The organism is Bradyrhizobium sp. AUGA SZCCT0160 (assembly GCF_018130105.1).
Classification (GTDB): domain Bacteria; phylum Pseudomonadota; class Alphaproteobacteria; order Rhizobiales; family Xanthobacteraceae; genus Bradyrhizobium.
On record NZ_JAFCMD010000038.1, the window covers coordinates 32,501 to 50,115 of the forward strand.

The 17,615-nt window shown below is 61.7% G+C and carries 10 protein-coding genes and 1 rRNA gene (1 of these 11 cut by a window edge); 7 read left to right on the forward strand and 4 right to left on the reverse strand.

Going from position 1 to position 17,615, the window contains the following annotated elements:
* Positions 1-1,189: ribosomal RNA gene (locus JQ558_RS35480) — 16S ribosomal RNA — on the reverse strand; it reaches 302 nt to the left of the window's first position.
* An 872-nt stretch (positions 1,190-2,061) separates the two neighbouring features.
* Here JQ558_RS35480 and JQ558_RS35485 point away from each other — a divergent pair.
* The 6 genes from JQ558_RS35485 (at position 2,062) to JQ558_RS35510 (ending at position 9,934) form a co-directional block, all read left to right on the forward strand.
* Positions 2,062-4,134 carry a M23 family metallopeptidase gene (locus JQ558_RS35485; RefSeq protein ID WP_212296592.1) on the forward strand — a complete coding sequence of 691 codons (2,073 nt, stop codon included), beginning with the start codon at positions 2,062-2,064 and terminating at the stop codon, positions 4,132-4,134.
* A 227-nt stretch (positions 4,135-4,361) separates the two neighbouring features.
* Positions 4,362-5,318: an ABC transporter permease gene (locus JQ558_RS35490; RefSeq protein WP_212213983.1), complete on the forward strand. Its 957-nt coding sequence runs from the start codon at positions 4,362-4,364 to the stop codon at positions 5,316-5,318.
* On the forward strand, positions 5,318-6,214 hold the full coding sequence (locus tag JQ558_RS35495) for an ABC transporter permease (RefSeq protein ID WP_212213980.1): 897 nt from the start codon (positions 5,318-5,320) through the stop codon (positions 6,212-6,214). The genes JQ558_RS35490 and JQ558_RS35495 overlap by 1 nt, the downstream gene beginning before the upstream one ends.
* 27 nt (positions 6,215-6,241) lie before the next feature.
* On the forward strand, positions 6,242-7,948 hold the full coding sequence (locus tag JQ558_RS35500) for an ABC transporter substrate-binding protein (protein ID WP_212296593.1): 1,707 nt from the start codon (positions 6,242-6,244) through the stop codon (positions 7,946-7,948).
* A gap of 14 nt (positions 7,949-7,962) precedes the next feature.
* Positions 7,963-8,934, forward strand: coding sequence for an ABC transporter ATP-binding protein (locus JQ558_RS35505; RefSeq protein WP_212296594.1), 972 nt, complete (start codon positions 7,963-7,965; stop codon positions 8,932-8,934).
* Positions 8,927-9,934 (forward strand): ABC transporter ATP-binding protein, encoded by a 1,008-nt coding sequence (locus JQ558_RS35510; protein ID WP_210337426.1) that lies wholly within the window; start codon positions 8,927-8,929, stop codon positions 9,932-9,934. Before JQ558_RS35505 ends, JQ558_RS35510 begins: the two co-directional genes overlap by 8 nt.
* Positions 9,935-10,141: 207 nt before the next feature.
* On the opposite strand, the gene JQ558_RS35515 is transcribed toward JQ558_RS35510, so the two are convergent.
* The 3 genes from JQ558_RS35515 to clpB form a co-directional block, all read right to left on the reverse strand.
* On the reverse strand, positions 10,142-11,995 hold the full coding sequence (locus JQ558_RS35515) for a hypothetical protein (RefSeq protein ID WP_212296595.1): 1,854 nt from the start codon (positions 11,993-11,995) through the stop codon (positions 10,142-10,144).
* A gap of 15 nt (positions 11,996-12,010) precedes the next feature.
* Complete coding sequence (locus JQ558_RS35520; RefSeq protein WP_212274608.1) at positions 12,011-13,117, reverse strand: hypothetical protein; 1,107 nt, start codon at positions 13,115-13,117, stop codon at positions 12,011-12,013.
* 531 nt (positions 13,118-13,648) lie between these two features.
* On the reverse strand, positions 13,649-16,288 hold the full coding sequence (gene clpB, locus JQ558_RS35525; RefSeq protein ID WP_212296596.1) for an ATP-dependent chaperone ClpB: 2,640 nt from the start codon (positions 16,286-16,288) through the stop codon (positions 13,649-13,651).
* A gap of 221 nt (positions 16,289-16,509) precedes the next feature.
* Between clpB and JQ558_RS35530 the strand changes: the two genes are divergently transcribed.
* Positions 16,510-17,295 (forward strand): MOSC domain-containing protein, encoded by a 786-nt coding sequence (locus JQ558_RS35530; protein ID WP_212296597.1) that lies wholly within the window; start codon positions 16,510-16,512, stop codon positions 17,293-17,295.
* Positions 17,296-17,615: the final 320 nt, after the last annotated feature.

Below are 17,615 nucleotides of genomic sequence, written 5' to 3' on the forward strand. Positions count from 1 at the left end.
CATTGTAGCACGTGTGTAGCCCAGCCCGTAAGGGCCATGAGGACTTGACGTCATCCCCACCTTCCTCGCGGCTTATCACCGGCAGTCTCCTTAGAGTGCTCAACTAAATGGTAGCAACTAAGGACGGGGGTTGCGCTCGTTGCGGGACTTAACCCAACATCTCACGACACGAGCTGACGACAGCCATGCAGCACCTGTCTCCGGTCCAGCCGAACTGAAGAACTCCGTCTCTGGAGTCCGCGACCGGGATGTCAAGGGCTGGTAAGGTTCTGCGCGTTGCGTCGAATTAAACCACATGCTCCACCGCTTGTGCGGGCCCCCGTCAATTCCTTTGAGTTTTAATCTTGCGACCGTACTCCCCAGGCGGAATGCTTAAAGCGTTAGCTGCGCCACTAGTGAGTAAACCCACTAACGGCTGGCATTCATCGTTTACGGCGTGGACTACCAGGGTATCTAATCCTGTTTGCTCCCCACGCTTTCGTGCCTCAGCGTCAGTATCGGGCCAGTGAGCCGCCTTCGCCACTGGTGTTCTTGCGAATATCTACGAATTTCACCTCTACACTCGCAGTTCCACTCACCTCTCCCGAACTCAAGATCTTCAGTATCAAAGGCAGTTCTGGAGTTGAGCTCCAGGATTTCACCCCTGACTTAAAGACCCGCCTACGCACCCTTTACGCCCAGTGATTCCGAGCAACGCTAGCCCCCTTCGTATTACCGCGGCTGCTGGCACGAAGTTAGCCGGGGCTTATTCTTGCGGTACCGTCATTATCTTCCCGCACAAAAGAGCTTTACAACCCTAGGGCCTTCATCACTCACGCGGCATGGCTGGATCAGGCTTGCGCCCATTGTCCAATATTCCCCACTGCTGCCTCCCGTAGGAGTTTGGGCCGTGTCTCAGTCCCAATGTGGCTGATCATCCTCTCAGACCAGCTACTGATCGTCGCCTTGGTGAGCCGTTACCTCACCAACTAGCTAATCAGACGCGGGCCAATCTTTCGGCGATAAATCTTTCCCCGTAAGGGCTTATCCGGTATTAGCACAAGTTTCCCTGTGTTGTTCCGAACCAAAAGGTATGTTCCCACGCGTTACTCACCCGTCTGCCGCTGACGTATTGCTACGCCCGCTCGACTTGCATGTGTTAAGCCTGCCGCCAGCGTTCGCTCTGAGCCAGGATCAAACTCTCAAGTTGGACTTGAAACTTCAAACCGGCTGATCACAACGTTTGACGAGGTCCCACCATTTTTTGCCGGCCGAAGCCGACAAGCTGCCTACGATTCACATCGTGGGCAACGATGGTGTAACCTATGTAAACGTGTACCGCCGAAGTCTTTCGTCCGGCCCCAACACTTCAATACTTGCGTATTTCAGTAATCGAGGCCCGCAAGGACTCCGCCGTCCACGTTTCTCTTTCTTCATCTTCACTTGTCAAACAGCCCGGGACCCGAAGGACCCATCTCCCATCGATTGGGAGCTTCCCACTACTGGGAGTTCCGGAAGCCTCTTCACCGGACGGCAAATAACAACCGATTGGTATCGGCTGTTGATTCACTCATCATAATGAGGAGCTTCACGGGCGCGACAACTTGCCTTGGCCTCAGGGCCAAAGCAGCGCCGCGCTCAGTGGTCGGGTTATAGGCCCACCCGATCGGACCTGTCAACGGCCTTCGTCAACAAATTGTCGCACGATGTGGAAGAAATTTTGGACCCCAAGAAGTCTAGATATTTGGGGCCTTTGCGCCGTACTTGAGCCACAATCCTGCGACGTTCTGACTATAAGTAAGCATGGAACGCCCGGATGCCAGTGGGGGCTGCCGGTGTTCGTCTACCAGGGATCGGCGATTTCAATGAACCCGTCGCCTTTCCCCACGCGGCCGAGAAACATCGAGAGATCTGCACATCATTGACGTTCGAGATTGCGGCCGGTCTTCTGGCCTCTGATTCCCGAATATCGATTCGTGCGGCGCGCGATGCACCGGGATCCTCCTTATAGGGAGGCGCAAACCGGGTCTGGATCGAGCGAAGGTCTAGTCGAATGTTGATGGAATTTGGGGGGATACAGGGTTGAATCAGAGGGCGTCACGCGGAAGCGGCTATGGACGCGAGACCGGGATCATTGATCTCGGTCACGAGCCGCCGCTTTCCGTCGATGGCTCCGAGGCCGCGGTGATCGATCGCCGCCGCGTCTCCGTACAATGGTTTAGCGGCACTATCCTGACTGGTCTGTGCGGCGCAGCTCTTATCGGCGGCGCCGTTTTCGCGTCGCTCGACGGCGAAATGACCTTTGCCAAGGTGCCGGAGCGCGTCGAAGGCGCGTTGCGTGGCGCTTTCGGCGCCAATGATCGCTCCGCCAGCCTGCATAAGAGCGACCGCCTGCCGCCGCCAGGTGAATCGACAGCCGCCCGCAACGTCTTGCGGGTCTCGACCGTCACCCGGGTCGGCAACCGCGATGTGATGCGGGTTCGGCCGTTCATCCGGATCTCCGGCAATTTGTCGATGACGACGAGCGACCTTTCCGCAAAAATCCCGCCATTCAACGCCCAGCGCATGCTGACCGACGTCGGCGCCCCCACCCCCGCCGCCGCCGATGATCCGAACAACCCCGATGCCGTCGAACCCGATGCCGAGGTCTCCTTCGTCACCAAGGACCTCGCTTCCGTGCTGCCGAAGGCGAAACTCGCCGCCGTGGTCGCGCTCGACGAAGTCCTGATGCGGGTGCGGGACGCCGCCAACTGGCGCGGCAACACCGGCGGCGTACGCTATACCGCGCTGGCGAACGCCGCCGCCGATGCCAGCGGCGTCCAGTCCGACATGAAGCTGGCCTACGCCACCGAGGGCACCGTCTCCGACCCCTATGCCGGCTTTGAAACCCGCGTGGTGCCGGAAAACGTCACGCTGCTGCCGAAGACCAAAGACCAGATCACCGGCGGCAACCCTTCCAACGAGCGCATTCACATCGTGAAGAAGGGCGATACGGTCACCTCGATCCTGCGCGATCAGGGCGCAACGCCGGACGAGGCCAAGGCGATCGCCGCAACGCTGGGCGCCCGCGGCCGCGACGGCGGCCTGAAGGAAGGCCAGAAACTCCGTATCCTGATGGCCCCTGCTGCCCCCGGCCCGGGCGTGCGGCTGCAGCCCTATCGGGTGATCGTCGCCAACGAAACCACCATCGAGGCCGTTGCCGCACTGTCCGACGTCGGCAAATACGTCGCCGTCGACGTGCAGAGCATGAACACGGTCGCCGAGGCGGCCGCCGGCAAAGACGACGACGACGATGAGGATGACGGCACCGGCGTCCGGCTCTACCAGAGCATTTACGAGACCGCGTTGCGCAACAAGGTGCCGGCCACCGTCATCGAGGACATGGTCAAGATCTATTCCTACGACGTCGACTTCCAGCGCAAGGTGCAGCCCGGCGATTCCTTCGACGTGTTCTTCGCCGGCGAAGACGACGGCGCGACCATCACCGAAAAGACCGAGGTGCTGTTCGCTTCGCTCACGGTCGGCGGCGAAACCAAGAAATATTACCGCTTCCAGACCCCCGACGACTCGGTCGTCGACTACTACGACGAGACCGGCAAGAGCGCGAAGAAGTTCCTGGTGCGCAAACCCGTCAACAACGCGATCATGCGCTCGGGCTTCGGCGGACGCCGCCATCCGATCCTCGGCTACACCAAGATGCACACCGGCGTCGACTGGGCCACGCCTTACGGCACGCCGATCTTCGCTTCCGGCAACGGCGTCGTCGAGAAAGTCGGCTGGGAAGGCGGCTACGGCAAATACGTCAAGCTGAAGCACAACAACGGTTACGAGACCGCCTACGGCCACATGTCGGCGTTCGCCAAGGGCATGGAGCCCGGCAAGCGGGTGCGTCAGGGCCAGGTGATCGGCTTCGTCGGATCGACGGGCATGTCGACCGGCGCCCACGTGCACTACGAAATCCTGGTCAACGGCCGCTTCGTCGATCCGATGCGCGTGAAGCTGCCGCGTGGCCGCTCGCTCGAAGGCCAGGTGATGGCGGGCTTCGAGAAGGAACGCGATCGCCTCGATATCCAGATGAACAATCGCGGCGGCGCGCGTGTCTCCGACGCCGCCGGCAGCACCGCTGCGCCATCGGTGCGGCAAGTCAGCCGCTGAGCCGCAGCGCTTCTCGGCTTCTCATCTTTTCATCTTTTCACTTCTCATCTTCGTCAGCGTGAAGTTGGATGCGTTGCTGTTCCGCGACGCGGAATGTTTTGCGCGCACACGTACTTCACTCAAGTTCCTCCGCGACAAAATCGCATCGCGCGCGTCGCGATAATGCTTGCGAGCATTTCGTACGCGGTCCACTCTTGTTGCAAGAAGACGATGGGGGGCAGCGAAGGATGCAGGCATATCTAGCACGGCGATTGTTGGCGCTTGTCCCGGCGCTGTTCTTTGCCAGCCTGATTGTCTTCGTCATCGTGCGGCTGGTGCCGGGCAACGTCATCGACATGATGCTCGCCCAGAACGACGTCGGCGCCGACAAGCTCTCGCGTGACCAGCTGATCGCAACGCTCGGCCTCGATCGCCCGATGTGGCTGCAGTATTTTCACTGGATCGGCGGCATCCTTTTTCACGGCGATTTCGGCCGCTCGCTCTGGCAGAACACGCCGGTGCGCGAACTGCTCGGCGCACGACTGCCGGTCACGTTCCAGCTCGGCTTCATGGCGCTGATCATCGCGCTCTGCATCGCGCTGCCGATCGGCATCTATTCTGCGATCCGGCAGGACACCGCCGGTGACTATCTCACCCGTTCGTTCTCGATCCTGATGCTGGCGGTGCCGAGCTTCTGGATGGGCACCATGGTGATGGTGTTTCCGTCGATCTGGTGGGGCTGGTCGCCGCAGGTGAACTTCGTCGCGTTCACCGATAATCCCCTGCAAAATCTCAAGCAGATGATTCTGCCGGCGATCATTCTGGGCACCGCGCTGTCGGCCATCACCATGCGCCTGACTCGCACCATGATGCTGGAGGTGCTGCGCCAGGACTATATCCGTACCGCCTGGGCCAAGGGCCTGTCGGAACAGCTGGTCGTCATCCGGCATGCGCTGCGCAACGCGCTGATCCCGGTGGTCACGCTGATCGGCTTGCAGGCGCCGATCCTGATCGGCGGCGCCGTCATCGTCGAGCAGATCTTCGTCATTCCCGGCATGGGGCTGTTGCTGCTCGACGCCATCAGCCAGCGCGACTATCCGATCATTACCGGCGTCAGCCTCGTGATCGGTCTTTGCGTGATGCTGATCAATCTCGCCGTCGACCTGAGCTACGGCCTGCTCGATCCCAAGGTGAGATACCGCTGATGACGCTGGCGATCGATATTCCGGCCACGAGCGGCAAGACCGAGCGCAACGGCGTCCTCCGCTTCGTCATTCGCCTGTTCCGCGAGAAGCCGCTCGGCGCCGCCGGCGGCGTCATCTTTATCCTGTTCCTGCTGTGCGGGATCTTCGCCGATGTCCTGGCGCCCTATGGCATGAACCAGATCAGCCCGCGCAACCGCCTGATGGCGCCGTCATGGGCCTATCCGTTCGGAACCGACAATCTCGGCCGCGACATGCTCTCGCGCTGTCTCTATGGCGCCCAGATTTCGGTGATCATCGCCTTTACCGCCGCGACGCTGGCGACCATCATCTCGATCGTGATCGGCATCATCACCGGTTATCTCGGCGGCAAGTTCGATCTCGTCACGCAGCGCTTCGTCGATGCCTGGATGAGCTTTCCCGATCTCATCATCCTGCTGGTCGTGGTCTCGGTGCTCGGCCCCGGCCTGCCGCAGATCATCGGCACGCTCGGTCTGCTGCTCGGCATCGCCGGGTCGCGCATCATCCGTTCCGCCGTGGTGTCGGTGCGCGAGAACATGTATGTGCACGCCGCCCAATCGATCGGCGCCTCGACCGGCCGCATCCTGTGGCGGCACATCCTGCCCAACATCATGCCGCCGATCATCGTGCTGTTTACGACGCGTGTCGGCACCGTGATCCTCGCCGAGTCGGGCCTGTCGTTCCTCGGCCTTGGCGTGCCGCCGCCGACCCCGACCTGGGGCGGCATGCTGTCGGGCTCGGGCCGCACCTTCATGTTCCAGGGACCGTGGCTTGCGCTGGCGCCGGGTCTTTGTCTGACGATCGTCGTTTATTCCACCAACGTGTTCGGAGATGCCCTGCGGGATCTGCTCGACCCACGCATGCGCGGATCAAGATAACCAGAAAATAATATCCAGGAGGAAGTCATGCCCCATTCACGCGCCGCATCACGTCTCGCCGCCGTGTCAGTCGCCGTCGCGCTGTCGCTTGCAACCCCCGCATTCTCGCAATCCGAAGCGCCGCCAAAACCCGGCGGCACGCTGGAGATTGGGACAGTTTATGTCACGCTCTCGGCGCTCTCCTGGGATCTGGCCGACTGGAACTGGAAGCAGAACCACGATACCGGCCAGGTCTACGAGCAACTTTTCGCCGCGGACCTCTCCAAGTCCAAACGGCTTGGCGGCAAGCATTCGTTCTACGCCGATGCCTGGATTCCTTCGGATGCGATCCGCGGCGAACTTGCCGAAAAATGGGAGTGGAAGCAAAATCCGCTCCGCCTCGAGATCAATTTGCGCAAGGGGGTGATGTTTCCCGACAAGCCCGGGGTGATGGCGGCGCGCGAACTGGTCGCCGATGACGTGGTGTTCTCCTTCAACCACCGCGACAAGAGCCCCAAGAAAATCGCCACTTATTTCGATCACATCGACAAGGTCGAAGCCACCGACAAGCACACCGTGCTTTTCACCTTCAAGAACTACAACGCGGAATGGGACTATCGCTTCGGCTGGGGCTATTATTCCGGCATTATCCCGAAGGAAGTCGTCGACGCCGGCGCCGGCAATTGGAAGAACATCAACGGAACCGGCCCGTTCCAGCTTGCCGAGTTCGTGCAAGGCAACTCCAACACCTATGTCAAGAATCCGAACTACTGGGGCACGGAGAAGATCAACGGCGTCGAAACCAAGCTCCCGCTGGTCGACAAGGTGGTCTACCGCACGATCAAGGACGAAGCGACCTTCCTCACGGCATTGCGAACCGGCAAACTCGACATTCTCGAAAACATCAGATGGTCCGCGGTTGATGAGCTCAAGAAGAGCGCACCGCAGCTAAAGTGGTCGAAATGGCTCTCGATGAGCGGCCAGTTCCTCGCCATGCGCGTCGATACCAAGCCGTTCGACGATGTTCGCGTCCGGCGCGCCCTCAATCTCGCCGTCAACAAGCAGGAGATCGTCAAGGAATATTACGGCGGCAACGCCGAGTTGTTCGCCTACCCGCAGCACCCCGATTATCTCGGCTATTTCGAGCCGCTCGAAGCGATGCCGGACTCGATCAAGGAACTCTTCACCTACAACCCCGAGAAAGCCAAGAAGCTGCTCGCCGAGGCCGGCGTTCCGAAGGGGTTTACCCTCAAGGTGCAGGTATGCGCGTGCAATCCCGACCATATCGACCTGATACCGCTGCTGGCAGCCTATTATGAGCAGGTCGGCGTCAAGCTGGACATTCAAACCATGGAATACGGTGCGTTCCTTTCGGCCATGACCACCAAGACCAATGCACCGGGCTATCTCATGAACAACGGGCACACCAATCCGACGACGACCATTCGCAAGAGCTTCGTCAAGGGCCAGGTCTGGAACCCGTCGCAATGGTCCGATCCCGAATACGACAAGAAGATGGACGCGGTTTATCTTGAGCCGGACGAGAGCAAGCGCCAGGCCATGCTGAAGGAGATGACGCGCGAGATTCTGGACAAGGCTCCTTATGTGTGGCTTCCCACCCCGTACATCTTTACGGCCTGGTGGCCCTGGGTGAAGAACTACGCTGGCGAACTCCGCGCCGGTGCGGTTCGTCCGGGACCGATCTATGCCCGCATTTGGGTCGATCAGGACCTCAAGAAGAAGATGGGCCATTGAGCGGGGCCGCGGCGATGACGCGTCCACTGCTGGAAGTCAAAAACCTGACGACGCGGTTCCGCACCGAGCGCGGAACCGTGACCGCGGTCGATGGCGTCTCGTTTCATGTCGATCCCGGCGAGACGCTCGCGATCGTCGGCGAGTCCGGATCCGGCAAGAGCGTGACCGCGCTCTCCGTGCTGCGCCTGATCCCGAACCCGCCGGGCCGGATCGAGGGCGGCGAAATCCTGTTCGACGGCACGGATCTGTTGAAGCTCGACGATCCCGGCATCCGCGCGGTCCGCGGCAACAAGATCGCGATGATCTTCCAGGAGCCGATGTCCTCGCTCAATCCGGCGCTGACCGTCGGCCTCCAGGTCGCCGAGCCGATCAACGTGCATCGGGGCACGCCGTGGGAGAAGGCCTATGAAGCCGCGACCGAACTGATCGGCCGCGTCCGCATCGGCGATGCAGCGAGCCGGCTCGGCTCCTATCCGCACCAATATTCCGGCGGCATGCGCCAGCGCGTCATGATCGCAATGGCGCTGGCCTGCGCGCCGCGCCTGATTATCGCCGATGAGCCGACCACGGCGCTCGACGTCACGGTGCAGGCGCAGATCCTGGACCTCTTGAAGGAAGTCACGCGTGAGACCGGCTCATCGCTGATCCTGATCACCCACGATCTCGGCGTCGTCGCCCGCTACGCCGACCGCGTCGCGGTCATGTATGGAGGCCGCATCGTCGAGGTCGCTCCGGCGCGCGAGCTCTACGCCCGGCCGCAGCATCCCTATACGTCGGGCCTGATGGCCTCTGTCCCTCGCCTCGATGGCGGCGGCGGCCGGCGCCTGATGCCGATCGAGGGCCAACCGCCTGATCTGGCCAGCCTGCCGCCCGGCTGTTCCTTCGCGCCGCGCTGCCGCGCGATTCTGGATCAATGCCGAACCGCGAAGCCTGAGCTGCTTCAGGTCGCCGACCGTCACGCCAAAGCGTGTTTCGCCCATGTCTGACGCGCTGCCCGAACCATCCGTCGATACCATCCTCCGGGTCGAGGATCTGAAGGTTCATTTCCCGGTCACCAAGGGCATCATCCTTCAGCGCCAGGTCGCGACCGTCAAAGCGGTCGACGGCGTTTCGTTCACGATCCGGCGCGGCGAGACGCTGGGCCTCGTCGGCGAGAGCGGCTCCGGCAAATCGACTACCGGACTTGCGGTGCTGCGGATGCTGACGCCGACCGCCGGGCGGATCGTGTTCGAGGGACAGGACATCGCCCCGCACCGCGGCGCCGAACTGTTGGGTGTGCGGCGCCGGATGCAGATGGTCTATCAGGACCCTTATGGCTCGCTCAATCCGCGGATGACGATCCGCAACATCGTCGGCGAGCCGCTGGCGGTTCACGGCCTCGATGGCGACAAGGCGGCGACCCGCGACAAGATCGCTTCCCTGATCGCTTCCGTCGGCCTGTTGCCCGACATGGCCGATCGCTATCCGCATGAATTCTCCGGCGGCCAGCGCCAGCGCATCGGCATCGCCCGCGCGCTGGCGCTGGAGCCGAGCCTCTTGATCGCCGACGAGCCGGTGTCCGCGCTCGACGTCTCGATCCAGGCCCAGGTCATCAATTTGTTCATGGACCTGCAGGAGCGGCTCGGGCTGACCTATCTGTTCATCGCGCATGATCTGGCGGTCGTCCGCCACATCTCGACGCGGATCGCGGTGATGTATCTCGGCCGCCTCGTCGAAATCGCCGACCGCGACGATCTCTATCGCAATCCGCTGCACCCCTACACCGAAGCCCTGATGGCGGCGGTGCCCGTCGCCGACCCCGAGGTGGAGGCGCGCCGGCCGCGTGCGGTGATTTCAGGCGAAGTGCCGAGCGCGCTGCGGCCGCCGCCCGGATGCAGCTTTCACACCCGCTGCCCCCGCGCCATGGCAGTGTGCAAGACCGATCAGCCGCCGCTCCGCGAACTCGGTCCGGGACGCGCGGTCGCCTGTCATCTCCACGCAGGCTGAGCGATCGCATTCGCCAGGGCGGCCAATTGTTGCGGTTGGCCACCGTCGGCGAATCATTTGACGATCAGGCGCGCGATTTCTTCGCGGCCGTTGGGCACGGCGGCCAAGTCGAAGTCGACAGGTGCGGATGAAGCTGCTGACGCGGCCATCACTTACTCCTCCAATAGTCGGCGACTGCTTTCATTGCTCGTGAATCGAGGATCAACCTCAAGCGATCAGGGCTTGCGCGATCTTGAAGCGCTTTGTGGTCTGACCCGCCGGATCCGCGGGCCTCTCCACGCGGCGCACAAATACTTCCACAGCCGTGTGGAGATCCGTGGCGCTTCTAAAGGAGGGAACCCCGTTGGCTTCCGCGATGATCAAATGCGTGTTGAAGGCCGGATCCATCAGCCGCTCCACAGTGTGACCGGTTCCAACGCCGCCATCGCGGTTTAGCTGGAACAGCCCCACGCTATCCTCGCCCTGCGTATTATGCGCCCTGGGATTGAGTTTGGACTCACCGATTGCATTCGCAAGAGCGGCGATCTGGTGATGCCGCCCATAACCCTCGTCGGCGAAAGCTTTCAAGATCAAACCGCCAAACTGCCGGTTAGCGGCAGCGATATCTGTCGGCAACGTGATTCCATCGATCGAGACCGCTCCAACTGCGCCAGGCTGGTCAAGCCATCGTACCTCTGCGATCCGGCTCGCCAGGAACGGTGTCTTGCCCACTCTCCTGCTCTGGTTGCCGCCGAGCAAAATGACTTTCTTCTTGTCCGCAGAGAACTCGAGGAAGAAGCCGACATGCCCGGTTCCGCTGGTCGCTCCCGGCTCGAGCGAAAGAACGACGACGGCTCCGCGCGGGATCGTGGGCGACTGCAACGAAAAATTGACTCCCCATTTCCTCCAGCTGATCGCCGCCGCCGCTTCTCTCGGCACACTCTCCTTGATGATCGGGTTGTCACACCCCTTCATGCAATGCGCAGCGAACGCTCCGCACCATGCCGGGGGTGGGTTGGTGTTAGGGTCGCCACCAAAATCCGTGTGCTTGAAATATCCGCTGATTTCAGCATTGTGCGTACCTTCCTTGACGCCCTCAGCCTCGGCCTTCTCGGCGACGGCCATCCAGGGAGCCCCTCCGGCGGTCACGACCGGGATCATCTCCGGTCGGTGCTTTTCAATTCTGCCCAATGCGGCGACCAGCAGCTTCTTGAGCGTATCTTCCGCGATGTCGACAACCGACTTGAGCGTGCTCGGATTGGCCTCTGTGCCGAAGAAGACCGTCGGCAGGCCGGAAAGCTTCTCCCGCGCCTTGAACAACGCTGCCAGTTCTTCGGCCGTCATGACGGCCTTGAGGACGTCCTTGATCGAGGTCTCCGGCGCAGTACCTGCATCCTGTGCATCGAGAATGGCGATCGCCGCGGCCGGGCTATTCGTCACATGCGCAAAGAACATGTCGAGGAAGCTCGGAATGAACGGGTCCTCCGCCGTGGCCTTTCCGGCGTCGAGGCGAATTTTGCTCATCGCCTTTCCATGGACGTGCTGCCGCCAGGCCGCGCCGGGGATCTGCAGCACCGAATGGTCGCGATCACTCGCGCGGACATCTTTGGCGAGCGCACCGCCGTTATCGGTAAAATCCTTCCATTCGGCGACGGTGACCTGGAGTGCTCCAACGCCGTCGGAGCCAGGAATATTCCTTCCCAAATTCCTGATGTCCGTTTCATAAAGCGCCCGCGCGATCAGAAAATCGGCGGAAACCACCCAGGGCCGGATTGTGACCGCGGGCGGCGCTCCCTCCACGGGAGTCGTCTCATCGTTGAAGAGAAATTGGACGTTGACGCATTCCTGAACAAAGCCTTTCTCATTTATCGGCAGCCTGGCCGCATCAGGTAATTCTTCGCAATCGTCCTTGAGCATCCAGCCGTTCAGGTTGGCGTTGATCTCAAAGAAGAGAAAACCGTCGGACTCCCGAACGGGGTCGCCAAGTTCATCTCCCTGCTGCATTGTTTTCTTGTTCCTCGACGTCGCGCGCGGTTCCTCCCGCAAGCGGGCGACCACATCTTCCTTGACGACGTAAACCATCTCGGTCCTCCGGGTTCAGCAGGCCGGCAACGGCGAGGCCGGCTGACCAGCGGCCGGCGCGGCAATAGCGTCACGCTTATCTGAGTAGTCCTGCAATGCTTCCATGAAGTCGCGCGTGAGTTGATTGGTCATTCCGTTGGGAAGCTGCTTCAACCCCCGGAAGCAATCACGCCTCAGTTGCATGATTCTGGGGCGCGCTTCCTGCAGCGTCGCGGCGCGGTTGAATATGCCACCGCCTGTCACACCTGCAGCAGGCGGCGCCGTATCAAGGAGTGTAATCAGGCGCTTCGTACTTTTCATCGTGCCATTGGGATTCATGAACGACTGCCGCTCAAAACCGTTCAGCACCTTGTCGGTTGGACATTCCGTCAGACCAAGAAGCACCCGGCGTTCCCGGTCGTCGATCTTGCCATTCGGGGCCGCGTTCCTGAGATCGGCCTGCTCCCAGATCTCCAGCAATGTTTTCGTCGTGCCCGTAACCTGGGTCCGCTCGCCCGCGGGCACACAGAGTGCTGCCAGCATCGTCTCGATGATTTCGGGGGTATAGGTCAGCCGGTTAGCCGGATATCCGTCAATAATGGTGTGGGCTCCGGGCACGGTTTTGATCACGTCAACAGGCGGCGTCGGCCTTGCAACAAACTTGTCGCGCGGCGTGAACGGCGCGGCAATCGTGGGAAGCACAGGACCGGATCCGGGGGCAATCCCGGTTTGCTTGAACACGGTCACCGTCGAATTGATGTTCGCCGAAATCGTCATCGGCATGCAAATCGAAAGGTAGGTTCGCAGCGTGTGGACTGCAGAGGGCTTGTTATCGATCGATGAGGAGTACTTGAGCAAATCCCTGCGAAAAAGGTCACGATTTGGGATCACGACACTCTGGACCGTCGTCTGATCGACCTGAAGCAGCAAAGAATGGAAGTTCTTGACTGAGTCATTGGCCAATCCAAAAGCCGCCGATATCGCGGCCAAGCCAACTCCACTGACGCCCGTGATGTTTGGATTGGTGAGCGCGTCCACTGCGAATCGGATCGCGCCGATCTCGGCAAGGACGGCCGCCTTCTCGCGCCTTTTCAGGTCAAGCCATGCCAGATATGAATCGCAGCGGGCATCAATATCATTCAAACCGGCTTAAACGATGATCGGCCAGTAATTGGGCGGAACCTCCGAGCAACCCGGCACGCCGGCGCCGACATAATTGCTTGCGCTACGGCACAGGTATTCCAGATAGATATTCTGGAGCTCGATGGATGAGGCCGTTGCCGCTGTATAGAGCTGAGTGCCAACCCATCACGAACATAAGCCCGGATCGCAGCCGCTCACGAGCAGCGCCAAACCCATACACCAAGCAACGATACCCGCACGCATCGCACGCCCCCACAACTTTTGTTTGAGATTGTGAAGACGAGTCCACAGGTTGCACAAGGAGATTCTACGCCCAGAGCGCTAAATCGCTATGCGTGTCGCTTTTGCACCACACCTCCTTTGGATGTGACGACACCTCACGCCCAAGTTGCATAGTGGAATCAAACGGTTCGAGCGATTTTACCGCTGCTGCAATCGCCTAAAAAAAACAGCCTGCGCGAGGCAGGCTGTTTTAAGTTCTATGTCGCTTTGCGTGCATTGCCGGAACGGCTGCTGCGCCGGCCAAGCAACTCAGTTCAGCTTACGCTTTGGGATCGGCGCCTCGAACGTCGCGATCTCGGCGGTCTGCGGCGCCTTGCCGTTGAAGGTCAGTACGTTGCCTTCACTGGAGATCACCACGCGGTCGCCGTCCGCGACCTCACCGGCGAGGATCATTTCGGCCAGCGGATCCTGCAAATTGCGTTGGATCACCCGCTTCAGGGGACGGGCGCCATAGGCGGGATCCCATCCCTTGGCGGCGAGCCAGTCGCGCGCCGCGGCATCCAGCGTGAGCGTGATCTTGCGCTCTTCCAGCAGCTTCTGCAGCCGCGCGAACTGGATCTCGACGATCCGGCCCATCTCGCTCTTCTGCAAGCGGTGGAACAGGATGATCTCGTCGACCCGGTTGAGGAATTCGGGGCGGAAATGCGCCCGCACCATCGCCATCACCTGCTCACGCACCTCGGACGTATCCTCGCCTTCCGGCTGGTTCACCAGGAATTCCGAACCGAGGTTCGAAGTCATGATGATCAGCGTGTTGCGGAAATCGACCGTGCGGCCCTGGCCATCGGTCAGGCGGCCATCATCGAGCACCTGCAGCAGCACGTTGAAGACATCGGGGTGGGCCTTTTCGATCTCGTCGAACAGCACCACCTGATAGGGCCGCCGCCGCACCGCTTCGGTCAGCGCGCCGCCCTCGTCATAGCCGACATAGCCGGGAGGCGCGCCGATCAGCCGCGAGACCGAGTGCTTTTCCATGTACTCGGACATGTCGAGGCGGACCATCGCGGTCTCGTCGTTGAACAGATATTCGGCCAGCGCCTTGGTCAGCTCGGTCTTGCCGACGCCGGTCGGCCCCAGGAACATGAACGAGCCCATCGGGCGGTTGGGGTCCTGCAGGCCGGCGCGCGAACGGCGCACGGCGGTCGCGACCGCGCGCACGGCTTCGGCCTGGCCGACCACCCGCTGGCCGAGACTGCCTTCCATCTTGAGCAGCTTGTCCTTTTCGCCCTCCAGCATCTTGTCGACGGGCACACCGGTCCAGCGCGACACCACCTGCGCGATGTGGTCGGCGGTAACCGCCTCCTCCATCATCTCGCCGGGGTTCTCCTTGGCTTCGATGTCGGCAAGCTTCTTCTCCAGTTCGGGAATCCGGCCATAGGCCAGCTCGCCCGCGCGCTGGAATTCGCCGCGGCGCTGCGCGTTGGCAAGCTCGATGCGCAAGGCATCGAGTTCGCTCTTCAGCTTCTGGGCGTCGGAGAGCTTGTTCTTCTCCGCACTCCAGCGCGCCGTCAGCGCCGCCGACTTCTCCTCGAGCTCGGCGAGTTCCTTTTCCAGCGTCTGCAGGCGGCTCTTGGAGCCGGCATCGCTTTCCTTCCGGAGCGCCTCCTGCTCGATCTTCAGGCGGATGATCTCCCGATCCATCGTATCGAGCTCTTCCGGCTTGGAATCGACCTGCATCTTGAGCCGCGCCGAGGCCTCGTCCATCAGGTCGATGGCCTTGTCGGGCAGGAAGCGGTCAGTGATGTAGCGGTTCGACAGCGTGGTGGCGGCCACCAGCGCCGAATCCGTGATCCGCACGCCGTGGTGCTGCTCGTATTTGTCCTTCAGGCCGCGCAGAATCGAAATCGTGTCCTCGACCGTCGGCTCGGAGACGAAGATCGGCTGGAACCGGCGCGCCAGCGCGGCATCCTTTTCGACATGCTTGCGGTATTCGTCGAGCGTGGTGGCGCCGATGCAATGCAGTTCGCCGCGCGCCAGCGCCGGCTTCAACAGGTTGGACGCGTCCATCGCACCGTCGGCCTTGCCGGCGCCGATCAGCGTGTGCATCTCGTCGATGAACAGGATGATGCTGCCTTCGGCCGAAGTGACCTCGGCCAGCACGGCCTTCAGCCGCTCCTCGAACTCGCCGCGGTATTTGGCGCCCGCAATCAGCGAGCCGAGGTCAAGCACCAGCAGCTTCTTGTCTTTCAGGCTCTCGGGAACGTCGCCGTTGAGAATCCGCAGCGCCAGGCCCTCGACGATCGCGGTCTTGCCGACGCCGGGTTCGCCGATCAGCACGGGGTTGTTCTTGGTGCGGCGCGACAGCACCTGAATGGTGCGGCGGATCTCCTCGTCGCGGCCGATCACCGGATCGAGCTTGCCGTCGCGCGCGGCCTGGGTGAGGTCGCGGGCATACTTTTTCAATGCGTCATAGGCGTTCTCGGCGGTCGCCGAGTCAGCGGTGCGGCCCTTGCGCAGGCTTTCGATCGCCGCGTTGAGGTTTTGTGGCGTGACGCCGCCCCTGCTCAGGATGGTCGCAGCCTCGCTGCCCTTCTCGAGCGTGAGCCCGAGCAGCAGCCGCTCCACGGTAACAAAACTGTCGCCGGCCTTTTCGGCGGCCTTTTCGGACGCATCGAAGGCGCGCGCCAGTTCGGGGGCAAGATAGACCTGCCCAGCGCCGCTTCCGGATACTTTCGGGAGTTTGCCCAGCGCATCCTCGGTGGCTTTGAGGATAGCGCGGGAGTTGCCGCCGGCGCGGTCGATCAGGCTGCCGGCGAGGCCCTCGCTGTCGTCCAGCAGCACCTTGAGCACGTGCAGCGGCGAGAATTGCTGGTGGCCGTCGCGCACGGCCAGCGATTGCGCAGACTGGATGAAACCGCGCGCCCGCTCGGTGTATTTCTCAATGTTCATGCTTCACTTCCCTCGGCCTGCCGCCCTCACCCCGAAGGCATGAAAGCGGCATCTTCATTGGGTTTCCGCGCGGCCGCGTTGACATTCCTCAACCAGCCGGCGGTCGTCGCCGTCATTTCAGGCTTGACGCAAATGTGGGCATGTCAGGCCAGAAACGGAAGAGGCCGATTTTGCAATTTCAGCGTAGTGGCAGGCTGCAAAAGAATCTCTTAAAAGGCCGGATGACCTCATCAAAAACCCCCGAGATCACCGGCATCTACCGCTATCCCGTCAAGGGCCTGACCCCGGAGCCGCTCGCCCGCGCGGCCTTGACCATTGGCGAGACCCTGCTGGCCGACCGCCGCTACGCCATCGAAAACGGCCCATCCGGCTTCGATCCGGCTGAGCCGAAATGGCTGCCAAAACCGCATTTCCTGATGCTGCAGCGGGACGGCTGGCTGGCGGCGCTGCAGACCCATTTCGACGATGCCAGCCACGTGCTGACCATCCGGCACAACGGCGCGATCGCGGCGCAGGGTAACCTCGAAACCGCCGAGGGCCGGGCCGCCATCGAGCAGTTCTTCGCCACCAGCTATGCCGGCCAGATCAAGGGTCCGCCGAAGATTCTGACCAGCCCCGGCCACAGTTTCTCCGACGTCGCCCGCAAGGTGGTCTCGATCATCAACCTGGCGAGCCTGCGCGCCATCGAGAACATGGTCGATCACCCCGTCCATCCCCTGCGCTTCCGCGCCAACCTCTATGTCGAGGGCTGGCCGGCCTGGCACGAGTTCGACCTGCTCGACCGCACCATCGCGATCGGCGACGTCAGGCTCAAGGTGGTGAAGCGGATCGTCCGCTGCGCCGCCGTCAACGTCGACCCTGATACCGCGGAGCGCGACCTTGCCATCCCGCAGGCGCTGCAGCGCAGGCTCGGCCATGGCGATTGCGGCATCTATGCCGAAGTGACGACGGGCGGCAGCATCGCCGTCGGCGATGCCATCATGGCGGAACAGCCGGAATTGTTGTGATTGCTGTCGTCCCTGCGAACGCAGGGACCCATACCGCGTGATCCCTCTGTGAAGCTCAGTAGCAGAGACCATTCGCAAGACTGCTTCCTGTGGTTATGGGTCCCCCGATGCGCAATTGCGCATCTGTGGTCAAGGCCGGGACGACGGCGGTGTTTGTTGTGCCACCATCATACAAAACGCAGTTTCGCATCCTCGCTACGCATTGCGCCCGAGCTTTGCCAGAAATTCCTTGCCCTCGAAACAGAGGGCGCAGGGAAGACCGGGTGCGCGCTGCACCCGCGGTCCCGTGTGCGGTTAGCACAAGAAATGCTGCACACGAG